At 62.2% G+C, this 19,874-nt stretch carries 18 protein-coding genes; 6 read left to right on the top strand and 12 right to left on the bottom strand.

Translation table 11 applies throughout. The features are described 5' to 3' along the window. Positions 1 to 178 precede the first annotated feature (178 nt). Positions 179 to 1,165: a zinc-dependent alcohol dehydrogenase family protein gene (locus tag QD208_RS09620; protein WP_192838062.1), complete on the top strand. Its 987-nt coding sequence runs from the start codon at positions 179 to 181 to the stop codon at positions 1,163 to 1,165. Between the two features lie 174 nt (positions 1,166 to 1,339). Then, positions 1,340 to 2,149, top strand: a complete 810-nt coding sequence (locus QD208_RS09615) for an SDR family NAD(P)-dependent oxidoreductase (RefSeq protein WP_279836662.1) — start codon at positions 1,340 to 1,342, stop codon at positions 2,147 to 2,149. A 291-nt stretch (positions 2,150 to 2,440) separates the two neighbouring features. Here QD208_RS09615 and QD208_RS09610 read toward each other — a convergent pair whose 3' ends face one another. The 3 genes from QD208_RS09610 to QD208_RS09600 all read right to left on the bottom strand — a co-directional run bounded on the left by QD208_RS09610 (position 2,441) and on the right by QD208_RS09600 (position 5,766). Beyond that, positions 2,441 to 3,853 (bottom strand): amidase, encoded by a 1,413-nt coding sequence (locus QD208_RS09610; RefSeq protein ID WP_279836661.1) that lies wholly within the window; start codon positions 3,851 to 3,853, stop codon positions 2,441 to 2,443. Positions 3,854 to 3,989: 136 nt separating this feature from the next. Further along, positions 3,990 to 5,516, bottom strand: a complete 1,527-nt coding sequence (locus QD208_RS09605) for a sodium:solute symporter family protein (protein WP_279836660.1) — start codon at positions 5,514 to 5,516, stop codon at positions 3,990 to 3,992. Between the two features lie 10 nt (positions 5,517 to 5,526). Next, the gene (locus QD208_RS09600) at positions 5,527 to 5,766 is read right to left on the bottom strand and encodes a hypothetical protein (protein WP_107335026.1); all 240 of its coding nucleotides are present in this window, start codon (positions 5,764 to 5,766) and stop codon (positions 5,527 to 5,529) included. 268 nt (positions 5,767 to 6,034) lie between these two features. On the opposite strand from QD208_RS09600, the gene QD208_RS09595 reads away from it, so the two are divergent. Beyond that, entirely contained in the window at positions 6,035 to 8,227 is a 2,193-nt protein-coding gene (locus tag QD208_RS09595; RefSeq protein ID WP_279836658.1) for an OsmC domain/YcaO domain-containing protein, read from the top strand. Between the two features lie 176 nt (positions 8,228 to 8,403). On the opposite strand, the gene QD208_RS09590 is transcribed toward QD208_RS09595, so the two are convergent. Next, positions 8,404 to 9,345: a LysR substrate-binding domain-containing protein gene (locus tag QD208_RS09590; RefSeq protein ID WP_107335025.1), complete on the bottom strand. Its 942-nt coding sequence runs from the start codon at positions 9,343 to 9,345 to the stop codon at positions 8,404 to 8,406. A 169-nt stretch (positions 9,346 to 9,514) separates the two neighbouring features. Here QD208_RS09590 and QD208_RS09585 point away from each other — a divergent pair, with 169 nt between their 5' ends. Both QD208_RS09585 and QD208_RS09580 read left to right on the top strand, forming a co-directional pair. Further along, positions 9,515 to 10,219, top strand: a complete 705-nt coding sequence (locus QD208_RS09585) for an SDR family oxidoreductase (protein ID WP_279836655.1) — start codon at positions 9,515 to 9,517, stop codon at positions 10,217 to 10,219. 245 nt (positions 10,220 to 10,464) lie between these two features. Next, on the top strand, positions 10,465 to 11,148 hold the full coding sequence (locus QD208_RS09580; RefSeq protein WP_215824280.1) for a type 1 glutamine amidotransferase domain-containing protein: 684 nt from the start codon (positions 10,465 to 10,467) through the stop codon (positions 11,146 to 11,148). A gap of 161 nt (positions 11,149 to 11,309) precedes the next feature. Here the strand turns inward: QD208_RS09580 and QD208_RS09575 are convergent, their stop codons facing one another. The 4 genes from QD208_RS09575 to QD208_RS09560 form a co-directional block, all read right to left on the bottom strand. Next, a complete protein-coding gene (locus tag QD208_RS09575) occupies positions 11,310 to 12,365 on the bottom strand; it encodes an ABC transporter substrate-binding protein (protein ID WP_279836653.1) in 1,056 nt (351 codons plus the stop codon). A gap of 142 nt (positions 12,366 to 12,507) precedes the next feature. Continuing rightward, on the bottom strand, positions 12,508 to 14,718 hold the full coding sequence (locus tag QD208_RS09570) for a TonB-dependent siderophore receptor (protein WP_279836651.1): 2,211 nt from the start codon (positions 14,716 to 14,718) through the stop codon (positions 12,508 to 12,510). Positions 14,719 to 15,029: 311 nt separating this feature from the next. Beyond that, positions 15,030 to 15,443 carry a DUF6691 family protein gene (locus tag QD208_RS09565; RefSeq protein WP_043332231.1) on the bottom strand — a complete coding sequence of 138 codons (414 nt, stop codon included), beginning with the start codon at positions 15,441 to 15,443 and terminating at the stop codon, positions 15,030 to 15,032. Beyond that, entirely contained in the window at positions 15,440 to 15,898 is a 459-nt protein-coding gene (locus QD208_RS09560; RefSeq protein WP_131431857.1) for a YeeE/YedE family protein, read from the bottom strand. The genes QD208_RS09565 and QD208_RS09560 overlap by 4 nt, the downstream gene beginning before the upstream one ends. A 139-nt stretch (positions 15,899 to 16,037) precedes the next feature. On the opposite strand from QD208_RS09560, the gene QD208_RS09555 reads away from it, so the two are divergent. After that, positions 16,038 to 16,949 carry a LysR family transcriptional regulator gene (locus tag QD208_RS09555; RefSeq protein ID WP_279836648.1) on the top strand — a complete coding sequence of 304 codons (912 nt, stop codon included), beginning with the start codon at positions 16,038 to 16,040 and terminating at the stop codon, positions 16,947 to 16,949. A gap of 158 nt (positions 16,950 to 17,107) precedes the next feature. On the opposite strand, the gene QD208_RS09550 is transcribed toward QD208_RS09555, so the two are convergent. From QD208_RS09550 to QD208_RS09535, 4 genes are all read right to left on the bottom strand, one after another. After that, entirely contained in the window at positions 17,108 to 17,857 is a 750-nt protein-coding gene (locus QD208_RS09550) for a 2OG-Fe(II) oxygenase (protein ID WP_279836646.1), read from the bottom strand. A 263-nt stretch (positions 17,858 to 18,120) separates the two neighbouring features. Next, positions 18,121 to 18,909 (bottom strand): CmcJ/NvfI family oxidoreductase, encoded by a 789-nt coding sequence (locus QD208_RS09545; RefSeq protein ID WP_156961859.1) that lies wholly within the window; start codon positions 18,907 to 18,909, stop codon positions 18,121 to 18,123. 183 nt (positions 18,910 to 19,092) lie between these two features. Beyond that, a complete protein-coding gene (locus tag QD208_RS09540) occupies positions 19,093 to 19,413 on the bottom strand; it encodes a multidrug efflux SMR transporter (RefSeq protein ID WP_043332225.1) in 321 nt (106 codons plus the stop codon). Between the two features lie 14 nt (positions 19,414 to 19,427). Next, positions 19,428 to 19,796 carry an SMR family transporter gene (locus tag QD208_RS09535; RefSeq protein ID WP_052384368.1) on the bottom strand — a complete coding sequence of 123 codons (369 nt, stop codon included), beginning with the start codon at positions 19,794 to 19,796 and terminating at the stop codon, positions 19,428 to 19,430. Positions 19,797 to 19,874 lie beyond the last annotated feature (78 nt).

Here is a 19,874-nt window from a genome sequence, read left to right as displayed (position 1 = left end):
CTACGGCTTGGCGCAATGTTCGTGACGTCCACTACGCCCAATACATCCAACACGCCCAATACGTCCAACACATCCATTACTTTCAATAAAACCAATAAACTGATTGTAGTTTATCGCCGTTTATCATTCAGGCCCATGACAATTATGCTGGCTCCACATCCACGCAGGAGACAGACTCATGAAAGCGATGCTCGTCAAATCATTCGGTGGTCCCGAGGTGTTCGAAGCGGCGGAAATCGCCAAGCCCCAAGCGGCGGCAGGTCAGGTACTGGTGCGCATCGCCGCCACCAGCATCAACACCGTCGACACCATGATTCGCGAGATGGGCCCTGAGCTGCCGCTGTCTCCGGCACTGCCGGCGCTGCTGGGCATGGACTTCGCCGGTACCGTCGAAGCCGTGGGCGAGGGCGTCGAAGGCTACGCCATCGGGGATGAAGTCTATGGTTGTGCTGGTGGCCTGGCGGACCTTCCGGGCACGCTGGCCGAGTATATCGCCGCCGATGTCCGCCTGATCGCCCACAAGCCGAAGTCCCTGAGCATGGTGGAAGCCGCGGCGCTGCCGCTGGTCGGCATCACGGCCTATGAAGGCCTCAAGCGCGCCAACATCGAAGCCGGTCAGAAGGTGCTGGTTCACGGTGGTGCGGGTGGTGTGGGTCACATCGCCATCCAGCTGGCCCGTCACTTCGGTGCCGACGTCGCCTCTACCGTCGGCCGCGATGAGCACGAGACGCTGGTCGAAGGCCTGGGTGCCAGTGCCATCAATTACCGCAATGAGCAGGTCGCCGACTATGTGGCCAAGCACACCGACGGCAAGGGCTTCGACATCGTGTTCGACTCCGTCGGCGGTGCCAACCTGCCGACATCCTTCGAGGCTGCCGCGCTCAATGGCCATGTCTCGACGACCGTGTCCTTCATGGAAATCGATCTGTCCACCGCGCACTTCAAGGGCCTGTCACTGCATGTCGTCTTCATGCTGATCCCGATGCTGCATGACTTCCGTCGTCAGCAGCACCACGAGATTCTGGCCGACATGGCGCGTATCGCCGATGCCGGCGCGCTCAAGCCGATCATCGATGATCAGGTCTTCCCGCTTGAGGAAGTGGGCCAGGCCCACGCTCGTCTGGGCAGCGGCAAGGCAACCGGCAAGGTCATCGTCGAGGTCTGATGCCGAGACCTGCTGCTGAGGTCTGATGCCGAGGTCTGTTAGCGAGACCCGCCAGCCATCCAGGCGGCAGCATTTTGACACTGCGCTGGCACAGATGAACGACAGGGTGTGGCCATACGGCACACCCTGTCGTTCGCGTCTCAAGCGTCGTGTGACATTTCAAGGAGAGAGCGCATGAAAACCATCCTTATCACCGGTTCTACCGATGGCATCGGCCTGGTCACGGCCAAGGCCCTGCTGGAGCGCGGCCATCGCGTGCTGATTCACGGGCGCAGCGAGCAGAAGGTCAATGGCGTCGTCGCCGAACTTGCAGCGCTGGCAGGGGCTGGGCGTGTCGCCGGTTTCGTGGCCGACCTGTCCGACCTGGCCGCCATCGATTCACTGGCAAGCGAAGTGCTGGCGGCCAACGCCAGTCTGGATGTCCTGATCAACAATGCCGGTGTCTTCCAGGCCCCCAGCGTCGTGACGGTTGACGGTCTCGACCTGCGCTTCGTGGTCAATACCCTTGCCCCTTATCTGCTCACCCAGAAACTGGCTTCGGCACTGCGTCCGGCCGGACGGGTCGTCAACCTGTCTTCGGCGGCTCAATCTTCCGTGGACCTGAAGGCGCTGACCGGAGAGGTCGCGTTCAACGACCACTACGCGGCCTATGCCCAGAGCAAGCTCGCGATCACCATGTGGACCCGCACGCTCGCACGGGACTGGGAAGGCCAGGGGCCGATCCTGATCGCGGTCAACCCGGGCTCTCTGCTGGCCAGCAAGATGGTCAAGGAAGGCTTCGGCGTTCCGGGCAAGGACCTGGGCATCGGTGCCGATATCCTGGTGCGTGCGGCACTGGATGAGGAATTCGCCGGCGCCAATGGTCAGTACTTCGACAACGACGCCCAGCGATTCGCACCGCCGCACGCCGACGCACTCGATGATGCGCTGTGCCGTGAAGTGGTCGCGACGATGGAGAAGACGCTCGGCTCTGTGGCTGGCTGAAGCGCGCCGGGAACCGCTGTCACGCTGCAATATGACGCCCCGCTCATGCTGATGATCTCTCAGCGTGGGCGGGGCGTTGTCGTATGCAAGGGCATGCAACGGCTGGCGGATGGATAGCGCAGGCTAGCCTCAGAGGCGATCGATCGCGGCGCTGACCTGTCGGGCACCGGCCAGGATCTCGGCGATGACCGCCTGGGTCTGATCTACGCTTTGTGTCATGCCAAGCTCGTAAGAAAACCGGCGTCGCCGATAGGCAATTGACGACAGTCGTTTGCTGGGAACTTCTTTTGGCTAGGGCTTGGGATAGACAAGTCCAGGAAGCATCTCTTCAAGCAACATGGCAGCATGCATCACTTTCATGTCCTGGAACTTTCCTCCCACCAGATGCAGTCCGACAGGCAGTCCATTGTCATCCAATCCGCAGGGGAGTGATGCCGCGGGTTGTTGGGTCAGGTTGAAGGGGTAGCTGAACGGCGTCCAGTCCATCCAGTCAGCGTATTTCTTGCCGGGTGGGACGTTGTGCCCAGCGGCAAAGGGTGAAATGGGCAGGGTAGGGGTGACAAGCAAATCCCATTGCTCGTGGAAGGATTGCATGTGTGCGCAAAGTGCAGTCCGCTCTCGTCTTGCCGCCAGATATTGCGACAAGGAAATGTTGTTTCCTCGCTCTGCAATGTCCAGCAAGCCCGGGTCCATGTGCTCTCGCTGGCTGTCGGTCATCTTTTCGACCACCTGGGTGGCACCCGCGAACCACAAGGTATTGAAGGTATCGAGGGGACAGGCAAACCCGGGGTCTATCTCGATGACGTCAGCGCCCAGTCTCGAGAGTAGAGCGACCGCTTCGTCCACTCGCAGGCGTATGTCCTGTGCAACGTCGACATACCCAAGCGTCGGGCTGTAAGCGATTTTCCATCCTTCAAGAGACAATGGGAGTGGCGCATTCCAATGAATGCCATGTGGATTGCCGAGCAATCCGTCTCGGGCATCCGGTCTTGCCATGCTGGCAAGCATCAGGGCGCTATCGGACGCCGTCCGCGTCATCGGTCCCAGGTGTGAGAGTGTCGACATGGCACTGGTCGGCCACTGGGGAATCCAGCCAAACGTGGGTTTCAGGCCGAAGGTGCCGGTAAAGCTGCAGGGAATGCGGATCGAACCGCCCGCGTCACTTCCTTGATGGAGCATGCCCAGGTTCAGCGCGGCCGCTGCTCCAGCCCCGCCTGAGGATCCACCCGACGTCAGCGCGGTATTCCAGGGATTGCGCGTTACGCCATGCAGGGGATTGTCCGTCACCCCCTTCCAGCCGTACTCCGGTGAGGCTGTCTTGCCGAGAAAGACGGCGCCTGCCTTGCGCAGGCTCGCGGCGACGGGGGCATCGACGTCACTCCCCCCGTCGGGTGATGTGGTGGCGGAGCCGTACCGGGTCGGCATGTCCCGGGACAGCGTCAGGTCCTTGAGTGTTGTCGGTACACCGTCCAGCGGGCCGCAGGGCGAGCCGTTCATCCAGCGGGCTTCGGCGTCTTTCGCCGCCTTCATTGCCCCATCATGGGCGATATGCACGAAAGCATTGATCTTGGGGTTGAGCGTGTCGATACGTTCCAGACAATCCCGGGTCAGCTCGACAGGGGAGAGCTCACCCTGGCGAAATAGCGTCAGGGCGTCAGTGGCGGTCAATTCAGATAATTGCGTGGGAAGAGAGGCTGGGGTCATGTCAGATCCTGTCCATTGGCTATCAAGTGCCGGCTATCAGGTACTGCGATCAAGTACTCGCACGTGGGACGTTCTCGGCACGTGAGACGTGCTCGGCAATGAAAAGGGCCTGCGCAATGCAGGCCCTTGTCGCTGGTCAGCGGGCTTCGATCACCTGAGGTGAGGGAGCCACATCATCTTCCAGCTGCTCCGGGTGATATTCCGCGGTGTAATCCCGACGCGCCTGCGCGAAGCGTTCTACCACATCGGTATCCTTGCGCTGCAAGGCGAGGCTGATGATGACGAAGGCTGACGCATTGAGGATCAGGCCCCAGATGCCGGCATGCAGGCCAAGCGGGTTGCTGACGCTGGCGCCGTAGGACAGCCAGAGGACGGTCACGATACCCAGAATCAGGCCCCAGATGGCCGCTTGCGGGTGTGCCTTGCGCCAGGTGATGGCGCCCAGTGTCGGCACGATCAACTGAGCGGTGCCCGCCAGTGCCGCGATCCCGATCGTGACGAGCAGCCCCGGAACGGTCAGTGCCAGGATGTAGGCCGCCAGAGAGAAGCCGACCAGAGACAGGCGTCCGATGTGGACGATGCGCTTCTGATCCGCTTGCGGGTTCACGTAGCGCTTGTAGATATCCATGGTGACGACGGTCGATACCGCATGGATCTGGGAGTTGGCCGTGGACATCGCCGCTGCCGCGCCAGCCGCCATGATCAGCGATGCCAGCAGGTAGGGTGCATAGTTCATCAGCATGACAGGCAGGATCTGGTCAGCATTCTCCAGGCCAGGCTCCAGCAGTACACCGGTATACCCCGTCAGTACCGAGCCGAAGTAGGCGAAGGCGGCGAGCCCCAGCAGGAAGGGCATCAAGCCGAACAGCTTGCCGCTTTTCACCGAATACATGCGCAGCCAGATCTGGGGACCCATGAAGGCGCCGATGGCCACGATCACGAACAGCGAGAACCACATGGAGTAGCCCATGTTGCCATTCGGCCCCGGCAGCGTCAGATGCGCGGGCGAGTCGCTGGCGAGCTGAGCGAACATGCTGGTCGGACCACCTGCCTGGCCGGCGATGTAGTAGCCCGCATACATCATGCCGAAGAACAGCAGCGCCCCGTAGATCACATCTGTCCAGGCGATGGCGCGAATTCCGCCGACCCACACATAGACGATGATGATGAAGTAGAACAGCAGTGCGGCCAGCCAGAAGGGCACGACGCCACCGGAGGCGACCTCGATCAGGTAGGCGCCGCCTGTCAGCTGGATCTGCAGATATGGCACGGTAAAGATCAGCGTGATGACGGCAACGAGGACTCTGAGTGCTTCACTGTTGTAGAAATCGCCCATCAGGTCTGACGGCGTCAGGTAGTCAAAGCGCTTGCCGAGATACCAGACGCGCTTGCCCACCCAGTAGTACATGAAGCCGAAGAGCAGGTTCCACGCAAGCGCGGTGAGATAGATCGGGCCACTGGTGTAGAAGGTGGCATTCGATCCCAGGAAGGCAAAGGCGCTCCACCAGGTGGCCGCCACCGTGAAGAATACGGCAATGCTGCCCATGGCCCGCCCCTGAACGAAGAAGTCTTCGCTCGTCGTCTGGGACTTGCGGGCCGAGACGAGCCCGACGATCAAGGGAATGATCATGAAGGCCGCGATGATCAAGATGCTTCCAGTCATGGTGAGCTCCTCAGCGCTTGCCGCCGGTGGAAGGGGCTCTGGCGCTACCCCAGTTGGTCAGGTAGGCATACAGGAACACGGCGGTGAGGAAGCCCCACCACACCAGGTTCCAGACGAGGAAGAACGGAACTCCCATCACCATGGGCTCGATCTTGTTGGCCATCAGCATCAATGGACTCTCGAGCATCAAGAATCCCAGCAGCATGCTGCCGTAGATGGCGACCTTGCGGGTCGTGAAGCGCTTTCTCATTGCATTCCCCTTTATTGTGGTTGGTGGGGCGGGTTGTGACCTGTCGTGTCGATGGCAGGGAACCAGGCATGGCAAAGCATCAATTATTGTATTTATGCGTATAAATTAACCAATAGGTGACAATCCCCCTACCGTCAAGGAAGTCACGGCGTTTTCGCTTTTCGCCTCACCCGCGACGCAGGCCCCCAAAATCTGGATAATGGCGGCCATCGCGTAGCCGTCAGACTGGCGTGCTGGCGCCCACACTCTTCACAGCGGTGCATCGTTCATGGAAATCAAGGTCAACTTTCTCGACAACCTGAGGCTCGAGGCGAAATTCGACGACTTCACGGTCATCACCGATCAGCCCATCCGCTACAAGGGTGATGGGTCGGCGCCGAGCCCGTTCGACTACTTCCTGGCGTCGTCGGCGCTGTGCGCGGCGTACTTCGTGAAGGTGTACTGCGTGGCGCGGGACATCCCGACCGAGAACATCCGCCTGTCGCAGAACAACATCGTCGACCCGGAGAATCGCTACAACCAGATCTTCAAGATCCAGGTGGAGCTGCCGGAAGACCTCTCCGACAAGGACCGCCAGGGCATCCTGCGTTCCATCGAGCGTTGCACGGTGAAGAAGGTCGTCCAGACCGGCCCGGGCTTCGAGATCGAGACGGTCGACAACCTCGACGAGGACGCCCAGGCATTGCTGATGGCGGAGCCGCCAGAAGGGCAGAGCACCTGGATTGAAGGCAAGGACCTGCCGCTGGAGCAGACCATTGCCAACATGACGGGCCTGCTGAATGATCTCGGCATGAAGATCGAGATCGCCTCCTGGCGCAACATCGTGCCGCACGTCTGGTCGCTGCACATTCGTGATGCCGCCTCACCGATGTGCTTCACCAACGGCAAGGGTTCGACCAAGGAGAGCGCGCTGTGCTCGGCACTGGGCGAGTTCATCGAGCGCCTGAGCTGCAACTTCTTCTACAACGACCAGTTCTTCGGCGAAGCCATCGCTGACAGCGAGTTCGTGCACTACCCGAACGAGAAGTGGTTCCAGCCGGGCCCGAATGACGACATCCCGGAAGGCGTGCTGGATGACTACTGTCTGGAGATCTTCAATCCGGACGGCGAGCTGGGTGGCTCCAATCTGATCGACACCAATTCCGGGCGTGCGGATCGTGGCATCGTGTCCCTGCCGTTCACTCGCCGTTCGGACGGTGAGACGATCTACTTCCCGTCCAACCTGATCGAGAACCTGTATCTCAGCAACGGCATGAGCGCCGGCAATACTCTTCCGGAAGCCCAGGTGCAGTGTCTGTCCGAGATCTTCGAGCGTGCCGTGAAGCGCGAGATTCTCGAGCAGGAACTGACCCTGCCGGACGTGCCGCAGGAGGTGCTGGCCAAGTACCCGGAAATCGTCGAAGGCATCGAGGCGCTGGAAGCCCAGGGCTTCCCGATTCTGGTCAAGGACGCCTCGCTGGGCGGTCAGTTCCCGGTGGCCTGCGTCACGCTGATGAACCCGAAGACCGGCGGTGTCTTCGCCTCCTTCGGCGCGCACCCGAGCTTTGAAGTCGCCATCGAGCGCAGCCTGACCGAACTGATGCAGGGCCGCAGCTTCGAGGGGCTCAACGACTTCATGCCGCCGACCTTCAACTCGCTGGCCGTGTCCGAGCCGAACAACTTCGTCGAGCACTTCATCGACTCCTCGGGTCTCGTCTCCTGGCGTTTCTTCAGCTCCAAGACCGACATCGAGTTCGTCGAGTGGGACTTCTCTGGCAGCAATGAAGAAGAAGTCGCCAACCTGTTCGGCATCCTCGATGAGATCGGCAAGGAGGCTTACATGGCGGTGCACGAGGATCTTGGCGCGCCGGTGTGCCGTATCCTGGTGCCGGGCTATTCCGAGGTCTATCCGGTCGAGGACCTGGTGTGGGACAACACCAACATGGCGCTGGATTACCGCGAGGACATCCTCAATCTGCATCGTCTCGATGACGATCAGCTGGCGGACCTGGGCGAGCGTCTCGAAGAGAGCCAGCTTGATGAGCACATGGACATCAAGACGCTGATCGGTATCGAGTTCGACGAGAACACCATCTGGGGCCAGCTGACGATTCTCGAGCTGAAACTGATGATCAATCTCGCGCTGGGCCAGCACGAGGACGCGCTGGATCGCGTCGAGATGTTCCTGCAGTACAACGACAACACCGTCGTGCGCGGCCTCTATTATCAGGCCATGAAGGCGGTGCTGGAGATCACGCTGGATGACGAGCTGGAACTCGAGGACTACCTCTACAACTTCCGCCGCATGTTCGGTGAAGACACCATGGCTGCCGTGGTGGGCTCCGTGCAGGGCGAGGTGCGCTTCCATGGTCTGGAGCCGACCAACATGCAGCTGGAAGGGCTCGATCGCCACCTGCGTCTGATCGAAAGCTACCAGAAACTGCACGCCCATCGTGCTGCCCTGGCTGCCAAGCAGGGCTGATGCTCGCCTGCTGAATCCCGTGGCATGTCAAGAACGGCCCCTCACTGGATGGTGAGGGGCCGTTTTCGTAGCCGGGCGCTTATTTTCTGTGCTCTGTGCTCTGTGCTCTGTGCTCAGGGCTCAGGACTTAGGACTTAGGACTCAGGACTCAGGACTCAGGACTCAGGACTCAGGACTTAGCGCAACACCTGCTGTCCCTCCGCCAGACGTTGACAGCATTCAATGATCTGCTCGCGGATCCAGCGATGCGCGGGGTCCTTCTGATAGCGGCGATGCCAGCTCAAGTGGAAGGGGAAGGAGGCGAAGGCGACCGGCGGTGCCACACGGGTGACGGCGAACTGGCGGCAGAAGTGCTGGCATAACCCGGTGGGCAGGCTCGCGATCAGTGGCGAGCGCTCCAGCAGGGAGGGCACGGCCATGAAGTAGGTGACCGCCAGGGCCACCTCACGCTTGAGCCCCTGGCCCTCGAGCTGCTTGAAGATGCCGCTTTTCAGGCGGGTATGGGGCTGTACCAGCACATGGGCGTGGTGCTCGAAATCCGCCTTTGTCATGCGGCCTTCATCATCCAGACGCTCCAATAGCGGATGCCCGTTGCCGACCAGACAGTCGATGCCTTCCGTGATCACTTCCCTGACCACCAGATTCTCGGGCGGATCGACCTGACGCCCGAAGGCGAGGTCCGTCGTGCCGCTCATCACGCCGGCTTCGCTCATGTCCTGCGAGAGACGGCGTACCTGGAGGGTGATGCCCGGTGCCTGTTCACGCAGGATCGTCGCCAGTTGCGGCAGGATCAGCACCTCGAAGTAATCGTTGGCGGCGATCTCGAAATGACGGCTTTCGGTGGTGTGGTCGAAGTGCCGCTCGCTGTTGATCAGGCCATCGAGGTCGGTCAGCGCCGCCTCGATGGTCGGAAACAGGTGGTCGGCCTTCTCGGTAGGGCGCATGCGCTGGCGGTCGCGGATGAACAGCGGGTCATTGAACAGCTCGCGCAGCCTGGAGAGCGCCGCGCTCACCGAGGGCTGACTCAGGTGCAGACGCTCGCCGGCGCGCGTGACGTTCTGCTCGAGATACAGCGCATGGAAGGTGCGCAGGAGGTTGAGGTCGTAGTTGAGCTTCATGATGACTACCAGAGCAGGCGGAGTGTCGCGGTTGCACTCGGGCGAGTGAGCACTATTTGTCTGGATGATAGCAGCTATCTGTACTATCGATTATCACGATGGCAAGTTCAGGCGGTAGGGTAGTGATCAGAACACGACGAGTGATCCAAGCGACCCACAGGAGTGAGCCATGAGTGATGTGAAGCGGACGCAAGCCGAAGAGGAAAAGATCGTGCTGATCACCGGCGCCTCCAGCGGTATCGGTGAGGCCACCGCGCGCGCACTGGTGAAGGCCGGGCACAAGGTCGTCGCGACCGCCCGTCGCAAGGAGCGCCTCGATGCGCTGGTCGATGAACTGGGCAGCGACAAGGTGCTGGCGATTGCTGCCGATGCCACGGACTACGATCAGCTTGCCAAGGTCGTCGAGCAGGCCGTCGCCCAGCATGGCCGTCTGGATGCGGCGTTCGCCAATGCCGGTACCGGCGTCAGCCAGGCAGGCACCGAGAACGGTGATCCCGAGGAGTGGAAGCGAGTCATCGACATCAACATCAATGCGCTGCTGTGGACCGCCCACGCGACCCTGCCGCACCTGAGAGAGAGCAAGGGCCACTTCCTCCTCACCAGTTCCGTGGCCGGCCGCGCCAATCATGCGGGCTCCATCTACAGCTCCAGCAAGTGGTTCGCCTACGGCTTCGGCCAGAACCTGGCGATGGAAATGGCCGATTGGCAGGGCCGCTGCACCACCATTACCCCGGGCATGGTCAATACCGCCTTCTTCGATCAGCCCAAGCCGGACAAGCTGGACCCGCAGGATGTAGCGGATGCCGTGCTCTACGCCATCAGTGCTTCGCCGCGTGCCAATATCCGTGAAGTGCATCTGATGCCGACCTATTGAGCCGGTTGCCGGCATGCGAGTTGGCAAGTGTGTGGGTCGATGAGCACGCTGGCCCAAGACAACTATTTGTGTGTGCGATAGTGGCTATCCGGACTATCGATTATGACGATGGTGGCGTGAGCAGTAAGCTTCATTCAACACAGGACGAGCACCACTTGGTGCCCCATTACGTGGTGACCATCACGTCGCCGACATCTTTCGTGAAGTGACCGTTGCGGGCTATCCCGCACGTTGAGGAGAGCATCATGAGCAAGGTTCTGGTAGTAGTGACATCCCACGATACGCTGGGTGACACGGGCAAGAAGACAGGCTTCTGGCTGGAAGAGCTGGCGGCTCCCTACTACGTCATGAAGGACGCCGGCATCGAGGTGACGCTGGCCTCTCCCAAGGGCGGTCAGCCGCCGCTGGATCCGGCAAGCCAAGGCGAGGATTTCCAGACGGATGCCACGCGTCGTTTCGACAAGGACGCCGCTGCTCAGCAGGACCTCGCCACCACCGCCGTGCTGGCAGACATGAAGGTCGAAGACTTCGACGCCATCTTCTACCCGGGTGGCCACGGCCCGCTGTGGGATCTGACCAACGACGCGGATTCCATCCGTCTGATCGAGCAGTTCCATGCGGCTGGCAAGCTGGTCAGCTCCGTCTGCCACGCCCCGGCAGTGCTGCTGAACGCCCGCAAGCCTGATGGCACTCCCTTCGTGGACGGCGTGCGTGTCACCGGCTTCACCAATGGCGAAGAAGAAGGCGTCGGCCTCACCAATGTCGTGCCGTTCCTGGTCGAAGATGCCCTGCAGCAGAAAGGCGGCATCTATGAGAAGAAGGCCGATTTCACCTCCTTCGCGATTCAGGATGGCCTGATCATCACCGGTCAGAACCCGATGTCTTCCGAAGGTGTCGCTGAGCTGCTGATCGACAGCCTCAAGAAGTAAATCGGGCTAGTTCAGGCAGCATGAAAAACCCCGCGACCGGATTACCGGTTGCGGGGTTTTCGTCTTTCAGGTGGCGGGTCTCAGCTGCGCCCGCCTGGTTCAGTAGAATGAGTCAGGCGCCTATTTTAATAGAATTAGTCAGTAGAACGAGTCAGTTGCCATCAGCCATTCGAGGCTTTCGCTGCTCGCGCAAGCTGGGTCACGTAGGCATCGAGCACTTCCGGCATCGAGAGCGGTGTCGGGTTGGCCGCCGTGCCCATCGGGTCATTCTCCAGCAGGATGACCCTGTCGTTGCTGAAGGTGGGCAGGTCATTGTCCGCGAGGTGCTGGTTGAGGCGCTCAATCAGCACCTGGCCGCCATAGGTCAGGATGATATCGACGTCGGCCAGCTCCGCCAGTTGTTGCGGGGGCACTCGCCCGCCAATCTTGCCGTCGCTGGCACTCGCCGTCACGAAGGACGGGGAGGTCAGCCCCAGCTCGGCAAGGAAGCGCCCCCGGGCATCGTTGTCGTTGTAGAAGGCGATCCGGGTCGGGTCTTCGGGGTCGATATAGCGCAGGGTGATGGCCGACTTGCCCTTGATCTCCGGGTGGGCGGCGATGTTCTCGGCGACCTGAGCCTCGAGACGCTCGATCAGTGCTTCCCCTTCGGCGGCCATGCCCATGCCGGCACTGTCGAGGCGAATCATGTCGCGCCAGCTGGAAGACCAGCGCGGCCCCGGGCGCGCCACGACCGGCGCGATCTTGCTGAGCTTGGCGTAATCGTCTTCGCTCAATCCTGAATAGGCGGCGAGGATGACGTCCGGCTGGCTGGCGGCCACGGCATCGAAATCGAGGGTCTTGCCCTGATCGAACAGATTGGCCGAGTCGGCCCCCAGTGCTTCCAGGCGCGCCTTGACCCACGGCATCATGCCGTCGCCGTCATCATCCCCGAAGTCCTGACGGGGGAAGCCCACCGGCACCACGCCCAGTGCCAACGGCACTTCATGATTGGCCCAGGCGACGGTGGCGATACGTTGCGGCTTGTTCTCGATGACGGTAGTGCCGAAGGCATGTTCGATCGTGAGCGGATACTGCGCCGTTGCCTCGGCGGAGGTGGCAGATGTTCTGACAGATGACGTGTGTGCAGTCGCTGACTCGTGTGCCTGTACGGCAGGCGTGAGGCAGGCAGCCATGACGGTGGTCAGGCCGATGGCGCAGGAAAGTCGCGTGAGTCGCAAGGGAGACTCCTTATGTGATCGGCTGGCGGCAGACGCCGCTGGCCAGAGACGAGATGACAGCCCCTGGCGGGGAGGGGCTGTCGGTAGGTAGGCAAGCGTTACGTGTGGAGACGAGTGTCCTGTCGGCAGGGCGGGCCCGTGGTCAGAAGTCGTAGGTCATGCTCAGCAGCGCACTGCGCGGTGCGCCGTACAGGTACTGGCTGTAGAAGCCCTGCTGCGTGTAGTACTCCTCATCGAAGAGGTTGGACACGTTGAGCTGGGTGCTGAAGTTGTCATTGAAGCGATAGCGCGCCATGGCGTTGGCGAGGAAGACATCGCCCTGGCCGACCTTCTCGGTACCGGTGGGCGTGTCGGTATCCTTGTAGGTATCACCCTGCCAGGTGCCACCAGCGCCCAGCGTCAGACGCGACCAGTCGCCGGGCAGCTGCCAGGTGGCGTAGACCTTGGCCTGCTGGCGCGGATAGCTGGTATTGAGCTGGGTGCCATCGGCGTCCTCGGCGTCCACCAGTGCGTAGCTGGCGGAGAGATTGATGCCCGGCGCGACTTCACCGGCCACTTCCAGTTCGAAGCCTTCGACCACGGCGCCGTCTGACTCGGTGTAGGCCTGATCGGTGGTGCCGGCGACATAGACACCGGGGATCTCGACGGCCAGATTGTCCTGCTCGCTGCGGAAGACGGCGAAGGACACGTCAGCGCGGTCCTCGAACAACGCCGCCTTCAGGCCCGCCTCATAGCTGGTGCCCTCGAGCGGGTCGAGCAGGGCGCCATCGGGGGCACGTTCGCTCTGGGTATTGAAGATCTGCGTGTAGCTGGTATAGGCGGTGAGGTTGTCGGTAATGTCGACGATCAGGCCGGCATAGGGCGTGAACTCGTCGTTGTATTCATAGCTGCGCTCGCCACGGTAGTCCTGGTCGATCTCCCAATCGGTCAGGCGGGCGCCGATGATCAGGTGCACGGGGTCGGCCAGCGAGAAGCGCGTCACGGCGTAGAAACCGCTCTGCTCGGTTTCGGTGTCGTCGGTCAGGCCCCATTCGCCCCATTCCGGCTCGGCCAGCGCCGGGTCATCGCGATCGGTGAAGCTGCCCAGCGCCGGCACGGCGCTCGCCGGGGTGCGGCTCCAGATCTCGTACTCTTCCTTGAGCTGCATGTAGCCAAAGCCCAGCTGGTGCTCACGACCGAGCAGCTCGAAGGGGCCCTCAGCGCTCAAGTTCAGGTTCTTCTGGGTGCGATCACCGCGATAGTCGACCAGATAGGAGGTCGTCGGATACTCGCGATTGCTGTCGTAGTAGAGGATGCCGTTGTCACGATCCACATAGCCGCCACGGTAGTTGTAGGTCAGCCCGTAGTTGGCATCGCCATGACTGTAGGCGGCGGTCGCCTTCCAGCCGTTGGCGAAGTAGTGGGTCAGGTCGGCGAAGCCGCGCGTATTCTCGGTGAAGAAGTGCGCCCATTCGGTATTGTTGGCGACCGACTGGTCGAAGTCGGTGCGCGTGCCGTCGGTGCGCGTGCCGTCGGTGTAGTAGAGCGGCACGCCCAGATAGGCGCCATCCTGGTCATAGCGCTGATACTCGACCCCGACGTTCAGCTCGGTGTCAGGCGTCAATTCGGCGGCGATCACCCCGTAGAGGGTCTCGCGGTCATTCTCGACATCATCCATGAAGCTGTCGGAGCGGTCCTTGGCGGCCACGAAGCGCACGCCGACCTTGCCGGCATCATCCAGCGGCGTGCTGACATCCACCACGCCACGTCGGCGGTCCCAGCTGCCGACAGCGCCAGTCACGCTGGCCGCGGCTTCGTCCAGCGGCTTCTTGCGCACGAAGTTGACGGTGGCGGACGGGTCGCCGACGCCTGTCATCAGGCCAGTGGCCCCGCGGACCACCTCGACGCGATCATAGATGGCGGTGTCCCACTCGGCGTCGCCGAACGGCCAGAAGCTGCTGGTGTTGCTCTGTTGTCCATCGAACTGGAAATTGCGGATGGTATAGCCGCGCGACTGGAAGCTGGCGCGGGTACCGTCCAGGCGATTGGAGGACACGCCCGGCAGGCGGTTGATCGCCTCCGTGGTACTGGTCAGCGCCTCATCATCCATCTGCTGGCGGGTCAGGAAGCTGACAGACTGCGGTGTCTCGCGTGGCGACAGGGTCAAGCCATTGGCGCTGGTGCTGGAGTCGACCGTATACGCCTGAGTCTCTTCCGTGGTGCCGCCTTGCGCCTCGCCGACGATGGTCATCGCCTCAAGTGTGCGAGTCTCATCCGCGATAGCGGTGGCACTGAGCAGTGACGAGGTTGCGAGCGCAATGGAGAGGGCGAGTGGCGAGCGAGTGAAACCTGGACGGCGGAGTGAGTGAGCCAAGACTGCGTTCCCTAGTTGTTTATAATAATCATTATTATTTACCCGCTGGCGGCACTTTTGTTTTGCGAAATGCCAGACACGCTTTGCGGGATGCCAAGAATGAAAATTTCGGGGAACTTCATGAGCCCGGCGTGGTGCTATCGGGCGAGGGATTTGGTCATGCGGCACACCGGAGGAGATGCACTATGTCGCCGCCGTGCTGCGGGAAATGAAGGCCAAGGGCATCGTCTAGTCGTGACGATCTCCCTTGTAGGAAGACGCAAACGCCCGCCATTTGGCGGGCGTTTGCGTTTCAAGGCGGGGTTGTCAGATCAGCTATTGCGCGTCAGGCGGGTGGCCAGCCACCAGCCCAGCAGCATCGTCACCAGAAAGCCCGCCAATGGCAGACTCATGGCGCTGCTGGAGACGATGGCAGGCCCGGGGCAGTAACCGCTCAGCCCCCAGCCGATACCGAACAGCGCCGCACCGAGCAGCAGGCGGCCATCGATATCGCGACGCGTGGGCAGCTGGAAGCGCTCGCCCAGCAGGGGAGTGCCACGCCGCCAGACGAGTCGATAGCCGAGGAAGGTGGTGATGACGGCACCGCCCAGCACGAAGATCAGCGTGGGGTCCCAGTCTCCGGCCACGTCGAGAAAGCCGACCACGCGCGCGGGGTCGGTCATGCCGCTGAGTGTCAGCCCGAGGCTGAAGACCAGCCCGGTAAGAAAGCCGATGACCGTTTTCATGGTGACTCCCCCAGCAGATGTTGGCTCACGAAAACCGTCAGCATGGCGACAGCCACGAACACCACCGTGGCCACCAGCGAGCGGGGTGAGAGACGCGCGATACCGCAGACGCCATGACCACTGGTACAGCCGCCGCCGATGCCTGTTCCGATACCCACCAGCAGGCCGGCGAACATCATGCTCAGCACCCCGCTGGTGGGATTGCCGATCAGCGCATCCGTGCTTGCGGCCACATTGCCCCAGTCAAGATTGAGCAGCAAAAGCAGCAGCGGGCCGCTGATCAACCCGAGCACGAAGGCGAGACGCCAGCGGCGGTCCGGGCCTGATTCCAGCAGTGCGCCGCGCGTGATGCCACTGATACCGGCGATACGTCCCAGAAAGGCCATCAGCATCACTGCCGAGAGACCGATCAAAACGCCACCGGCGAGTCCTTTCATGCTGCTTATCATGTCCATGTCGTTCATCCTCGTGTCGCGATCATCCTGCGGTGCGTCGATGATATGCTCGTGGCTGGCAAGCGCCAACCGGCTGTCTGGCCGCTTGGCTGTACGACAAGGACGCCGACCTTTCGATGGAGGGCACCGCAGGAGCACCATGAACGAACTGACCCAACGCCTGCGCACCTTTCTCAAGGTGGCGGAGCATCAGAGCTTCAACGTGGCGGCGCGGGAGCTGGATATCGCCAGTTCCACGGCGACGCGTCACGTCAATCATCTAGAGCGCCAGCTGGGCGAGCCGCTGCTGGTGCGCACCACGCGCCATGTACGGCTGTCGCCGGCCGGCGAGCGCGCCCTGATCCGCTTTCGCGCCATTCTGGCCGAGGTGGACCAACTGGAAGATGAGCTGGATACGCTGAGTGAGCGGGTCGCGGGGCCGCTGCGCATCTCGGTGCCGTGGCGCTATTCACGCCTCTATCTGGCGCCGCTGGTGAGCGAGTTCATGCAGTGCTATCCCGAGGTGGCGCTGGATATCGTCAGCAGCGACCAGCGGGTGGACCTGGTCGAGGACCACTTCGACGTGGCGCTGCGCATCGGCCATCTGGAAGATTCGAGCCTGATCGCGCGCCATATCAGTGATCAGCGCTTCGTGCTGGCTGCCGCGCCGTCCTACCTCGCCGCCCAGCCGCCTATCCATCAGCCACAGGACCTGGAGCAGCACCGTCTGCTGACCTTCAGCTATACCACCGCCAATCATCACTGGCGGCTGGTGCAGGGCGACCGGGAGCATCGCATCTCGGTGCGCGCCCGCGCGCTGCGCACCAACAATGCCGACATTCTCACCCAGGCAGCGCTGGGGGGCGCCGGCGTGGTGGTGCAGCCGCTCTGGGCCATTCGGGAAGAGCTGGCAAGTGGCCGCCTGCTGCCGGTGCTGGAGGACTTTCAGGTCACCTCATCGGATTTCGACACCGGTATCCACGTCGTCTTCGCGCGCGAGAATCAGCATAACCCGCGCGTACGTGCCTGGGTCGACTTCCTGCTTGCCCGCCGCGAGCGGCTGTCCTGCTGACAGGCCCTGTGAACGACACGCAGGAAACATGAAGGGCCCGGTCTCGAGAGATCGGGCCCTTCATGTTTTCAGGCTGCGCGCTGGGTACTTATCAAGCGGCATCTACCAGGCGGTACCTGCCAAGCGGCGCCTGGCCACTGCTGCTGCTCAGGCAGCCATCAGTAGAGGATATCGCTGCGGATGATGTACTTGGCACCGTCGCGGATCGGCTCGCCGGCATGCACGCAGTGCTGCGGGTGCGAGCCATGCGGGAAGCACAGTACGCCACCCTTGGGCGTGGAGACCGAGACCTTCTGGATGTCATCCTGCGACTGGGCCGGTTTGCCGGGGTCGCGACGGCTGACCAGAAACTCGGTGCGCCCGCCGGTATAACCATCGCTCAGGAAGATGAGGAAGGTGTACTGGCTCATCAGGCCCGGATAGGCGTCCTGGACGATCTCGCCATTGATGACGCGACTGCCCGGCCAGGCACCATCGGTGTGCGGCTTGAAGAAGTCGCCGGCCTCGTAGCGATAGACGCGAAAGCGCGCATTGATGCCCTTGGCGCCTTCGCCCTGGATCTGCTCGGTCACCAGCGGCGCCGAACGCTGCCAGATGACCTGATCGACCGCTTCACTGACGACCCAGTTGACGTTGTGGTTGTGGCGTACCGAACGCGGCAGTGAGACGGGCGCATCTTCCTCGAAGCCCATTTCCTCCAGGGCGGCGACGAAGTTGTCGGCCTCGGCGGGTGTCAGCACATTGAGCAGCTGGAAGGCCCCCGGGACACCCTCGACTTCCTGACGGACCACCTCTGGTGCCGCGTCGGCCTCGAAGAGATCAGACACGTCGCCGTTGTCGGTCCAGATGGGCAGGGGCGTGGGAGAGAAGCCGCGTTCGTGGCGGACGACATGGAAAGACAAGCTCATGGCAAAGCTCCTGAATGATGAAGAATGTGAGATGAGAATCTGGTGGCCGCCAGGCGGTGGCCGCCAGGCCTGCAAGGAGGGAGGCCTGGGCGACGGTCATCTGGTGGCGAGTGCCGATAAGGTCGGGCGAGGGGCGGGCGAGGGGCAGCAACCCGGATGGGCCAGGTGTCTGCCATCTCGACCGCGGCGCTCAGCCGCCACCAACCAGTCATTTTCAACCAGCCGCCACCGACCAGCCGTTATCAACCAGCGGCCGTGACACCTCAGTCGGGATAGCGGACCAATACCCGCGTCTCGAGACTGGTGCGTGTCGGCGCATCGTCGGGCGTATCGAGCAGCTCGGCCGCGGTATGCGCGACCGGCGGCTTGCCGGCGCTGTCGAAGGCATTGAAGACGATGGCTTCGTCGGGGCGCATCTGTGAGGCGAAGTACCAGCGGTGAGCCGGATTGTGCACGAGGCCCTGGATCTGGCCGCAGCGGTCCGGATAGAGGATGTCGATGTTGACCCAGTCCTCGTGTTGCACGCTCTGGGTATCGGCGAAGGCCAGCGGGTCTCGTGCGACGGCCTGCTCGACCGGCTGCCAGACATTGACGATGCCGTAGTGGCCGCTCAGCCACTGCTCCGCCTGCTCGGGCGGGAGCAGATCGCGCACGCGCTGCGGTCCAGAGCGCGGCGAGTAGTCGACATGCACATGCTGCGCCGGCACGCGCTCACCCTCGAAGCCGCGCAGGGTGTGGTCGAACACCTGCACCTCACTGACGCCGAGCTGCTGCTTGAGCAATGCCTCGATGGCCGGTGTGTGCAGGCGATCGCGCACCTTGGCATCGCGCACATCGACGGCAAGTTCGGGCGTGTCGAGAAACAGCAGCCCCTGGCAGGCGAAGCTGGGCGGTGTGGCGCGCAGGTCCTGCAGTCTGACACCGCGGCGGTCATGCTCCGGCTCGATACGGCGACCGGTCTCGCCGTTCGGGTCCACCTTGATCTGCAGGCCTTCCGGGCGGTCGAGCTGATAATTGACGAACGCCATGCGGGTAGGGACGGGCGCTGACATGAACGAGACCTCCTTCACGATGGGTTGTCAGAGGATGCCGCAGGACAGGCACTCAGGCGGGTGCCTGCGGTGCCGAGTCCAGGAGGCTGGTTCACGAGGCTAGTGCACTGGCGCGGGCAGAAAAAGGCGCCTGTCGGCAATTGGTTATTGCACATATGGCAATAATCAAGCGCCGACCGACGCTCAATGCCCGCCGGACAGGTGCAGACCAGCGATGGACAGCACGATGACGCCGATGCAGGCCATGCGGCGAAACGAGAAGTGCTCGCGCCAGAACAGCACGCCGATGATGGCGCTGACCACGGTCCCGATGCCGGAGAACACGGCATAGGCGATGCCCAGACTGATGGTGTCCATGGCCAGATACAGCAGGCTCAAGGAGGAGCTGAAGCCCAGCGCGACCAGCAACACGCCCATGCGGCGGTGCTGATTGGCGTACTGGTTGAAACCGGTGACGCCGACGACTTCACAGCAGCCGGCGGCGATCAGATAGACCCAATCCATGACGTCACTCCTGGTCATTCACTGAGGGTGGTCTGCGGTGTGGCACTCGCGCGAGGCTGCTTGTCGGCAGGCGCGCTGGGGGCCGTCTTGAGCACGATGATGCCGATCAGCATCAGCACCACGAAGCCCAGCGTGGACCACTGGAATTCGAGATCGAAGAACAGCAGGTCAGCCACCACCGTCCCCACCGTGCCCAGGCCGACGAAGATGGCGTAGGTGGTGCTGGCGGGCAGTGTCTTGGCGATCTGGGTGACCAGACTCAGGCTGATGATGACCAGCAGCACCGTCAGTGCCCATTCCAGCGGACTGTCGGCGACTTTCAGGCCCGTGGCCCAGCCGATTTCGCACAGGGTCGAGATCAGGAAGTAGAGCGTGATGCGCATGGTGATCGGGTGTCCTTGTGGGGTGTGTCTAGTCCTGAAATAGGTTGACACTTTGGGAACTCAAAACGCTCGATGCAC

The organism is Cobetia sp. 29-18-1, assembly GCF_029846405.1.
Classification (GTDB): domain Bacteria; phylum Pseudomonadota; class Gammaproteobacteria; order Pseudomonadales; family Halomonadaceae; genus Cobetia; species Cobetia amphilecti.
Note: the sequence above shows the minus strand (reverse complement) of the source record. Positions and strands in the feature narration are given on the sequence as shown.

Excerpts from the sequence above, each read along its gene's own strand:
- QD208_RS09565 (WP_043332231.1), bottom strand. The coding sequence starts at position 15,443 with ATGAAAACGGTCATCGGCTTTCTTACCGGGCTGGTCTTCAGCCTCGGG.
- QD208_RS09620 (WP_192838062.1), top strand. The coding sequence starts at position 179 with ATGAAAGCGATGCTCGTCAAATCATTCGGTGGTCCCGAGGTGTTCGAA.
- QD208_RS09605 (WP_279836660.1), bottom strand. The coding sequence starts at position 5,516 with ATGACTGGAAGCATCTTGATCATCGCGGCCTTCATGATCATTCCCTTG.
- QD208_RS09585 (WP_279836655.1), top strand. The coding sequence starts at position 9,515 with ATGAGTGATGTGAAGCGGACGCAAGCCGAAGAGGAAAAGATCGTGCTG.
- QD208_RS09610 (WP_279836661.1), bottom strand. The coding sequence starts at position 3,853 with ATGACCCCAGCCTCTCTTCCCACGCAATTATCTGAATTGACCGCCACT.
- QD208_RS09555 (WP_279836648.1), top strand. The coding sequence starts at position 16,038 with ATGAACGAACTGACCCAACGCCTGCGCACCTTTCTCAAGGTGGCGGAG.
- QD208_RS09590 (WP_107335025.1), bottom strand. The coding sequence starts at position 9,345 with ATGAAGCTCAACTACGACCTCAACCTCCTGCGCACCTTCCATGCGCTG.
- QD208_RS09540 (WP_043332225.1), bottom strand. The coding sequence starts at position 19,413 with ATGGATTGGGTCTATCTGATCGCCGCCGGCTGCTGTGAAGTCGTCGGC.
- QD208_RS09595 (WP_279836658.1), top strand. The coding sequence starts at position 6,035 with ATGGAAATCAAGGTCAACTTTCTCGACAACCTGAGGCTCGAGGCGAAA.
- QD208_RS09560 (WP_131431857.1), bottom strand. The coding sequence starts at position 15,898 with ATGGACATGATAAGCAGCATGAAAGGACTCGCCGGTGGCGTTTTGATC.
- QD208_RS09600 (WP_107335026.1), bottom strand. The coding sequence starts at position 5,766 with ATGAGAAAGCGCTTCACGACCCGCAAGGTCGCCATCTACGGCAGCATG.
- QD208_RS09550 (WP_279836646.1), bottom strand. The coding sequence starts at position 17,857 with ATGAGCTTGTCTTTCCATGTCGTCCGCCACGAACGCGGCTTCTCTCCC.
- QD208_RS09580 (WP_215824280.1), top strand. The coding sequence starts at position 10,465 with ATGAGCAAGGTTCTGGTAGTAGTGACATCCCACGATACGCTGGGTGAC.
- QD208_RS09535 (WP_052384368.1), bottom strand. The coding sequence starts at position 19,796 with ATGCGCATCACGCTCTACTTCCTGATCTCGACCCTGTGCGAAATCGGC.
- QD208_RS09615 (WP_279836662.1), top strand. The coding sequence starts at position 1,340 with ATGAAAACCATCCTTATCACCGGTTCTACCGATGGCATCGGCCTGGTC.
- QD208_RS09545 (WP_156961859.1), bottom strand. The coding sequence starts at position 18,909 with ATGTCAGCGCCCGTCCCTACCCGCATGGCGTTCGTCAATTATCAGCTC.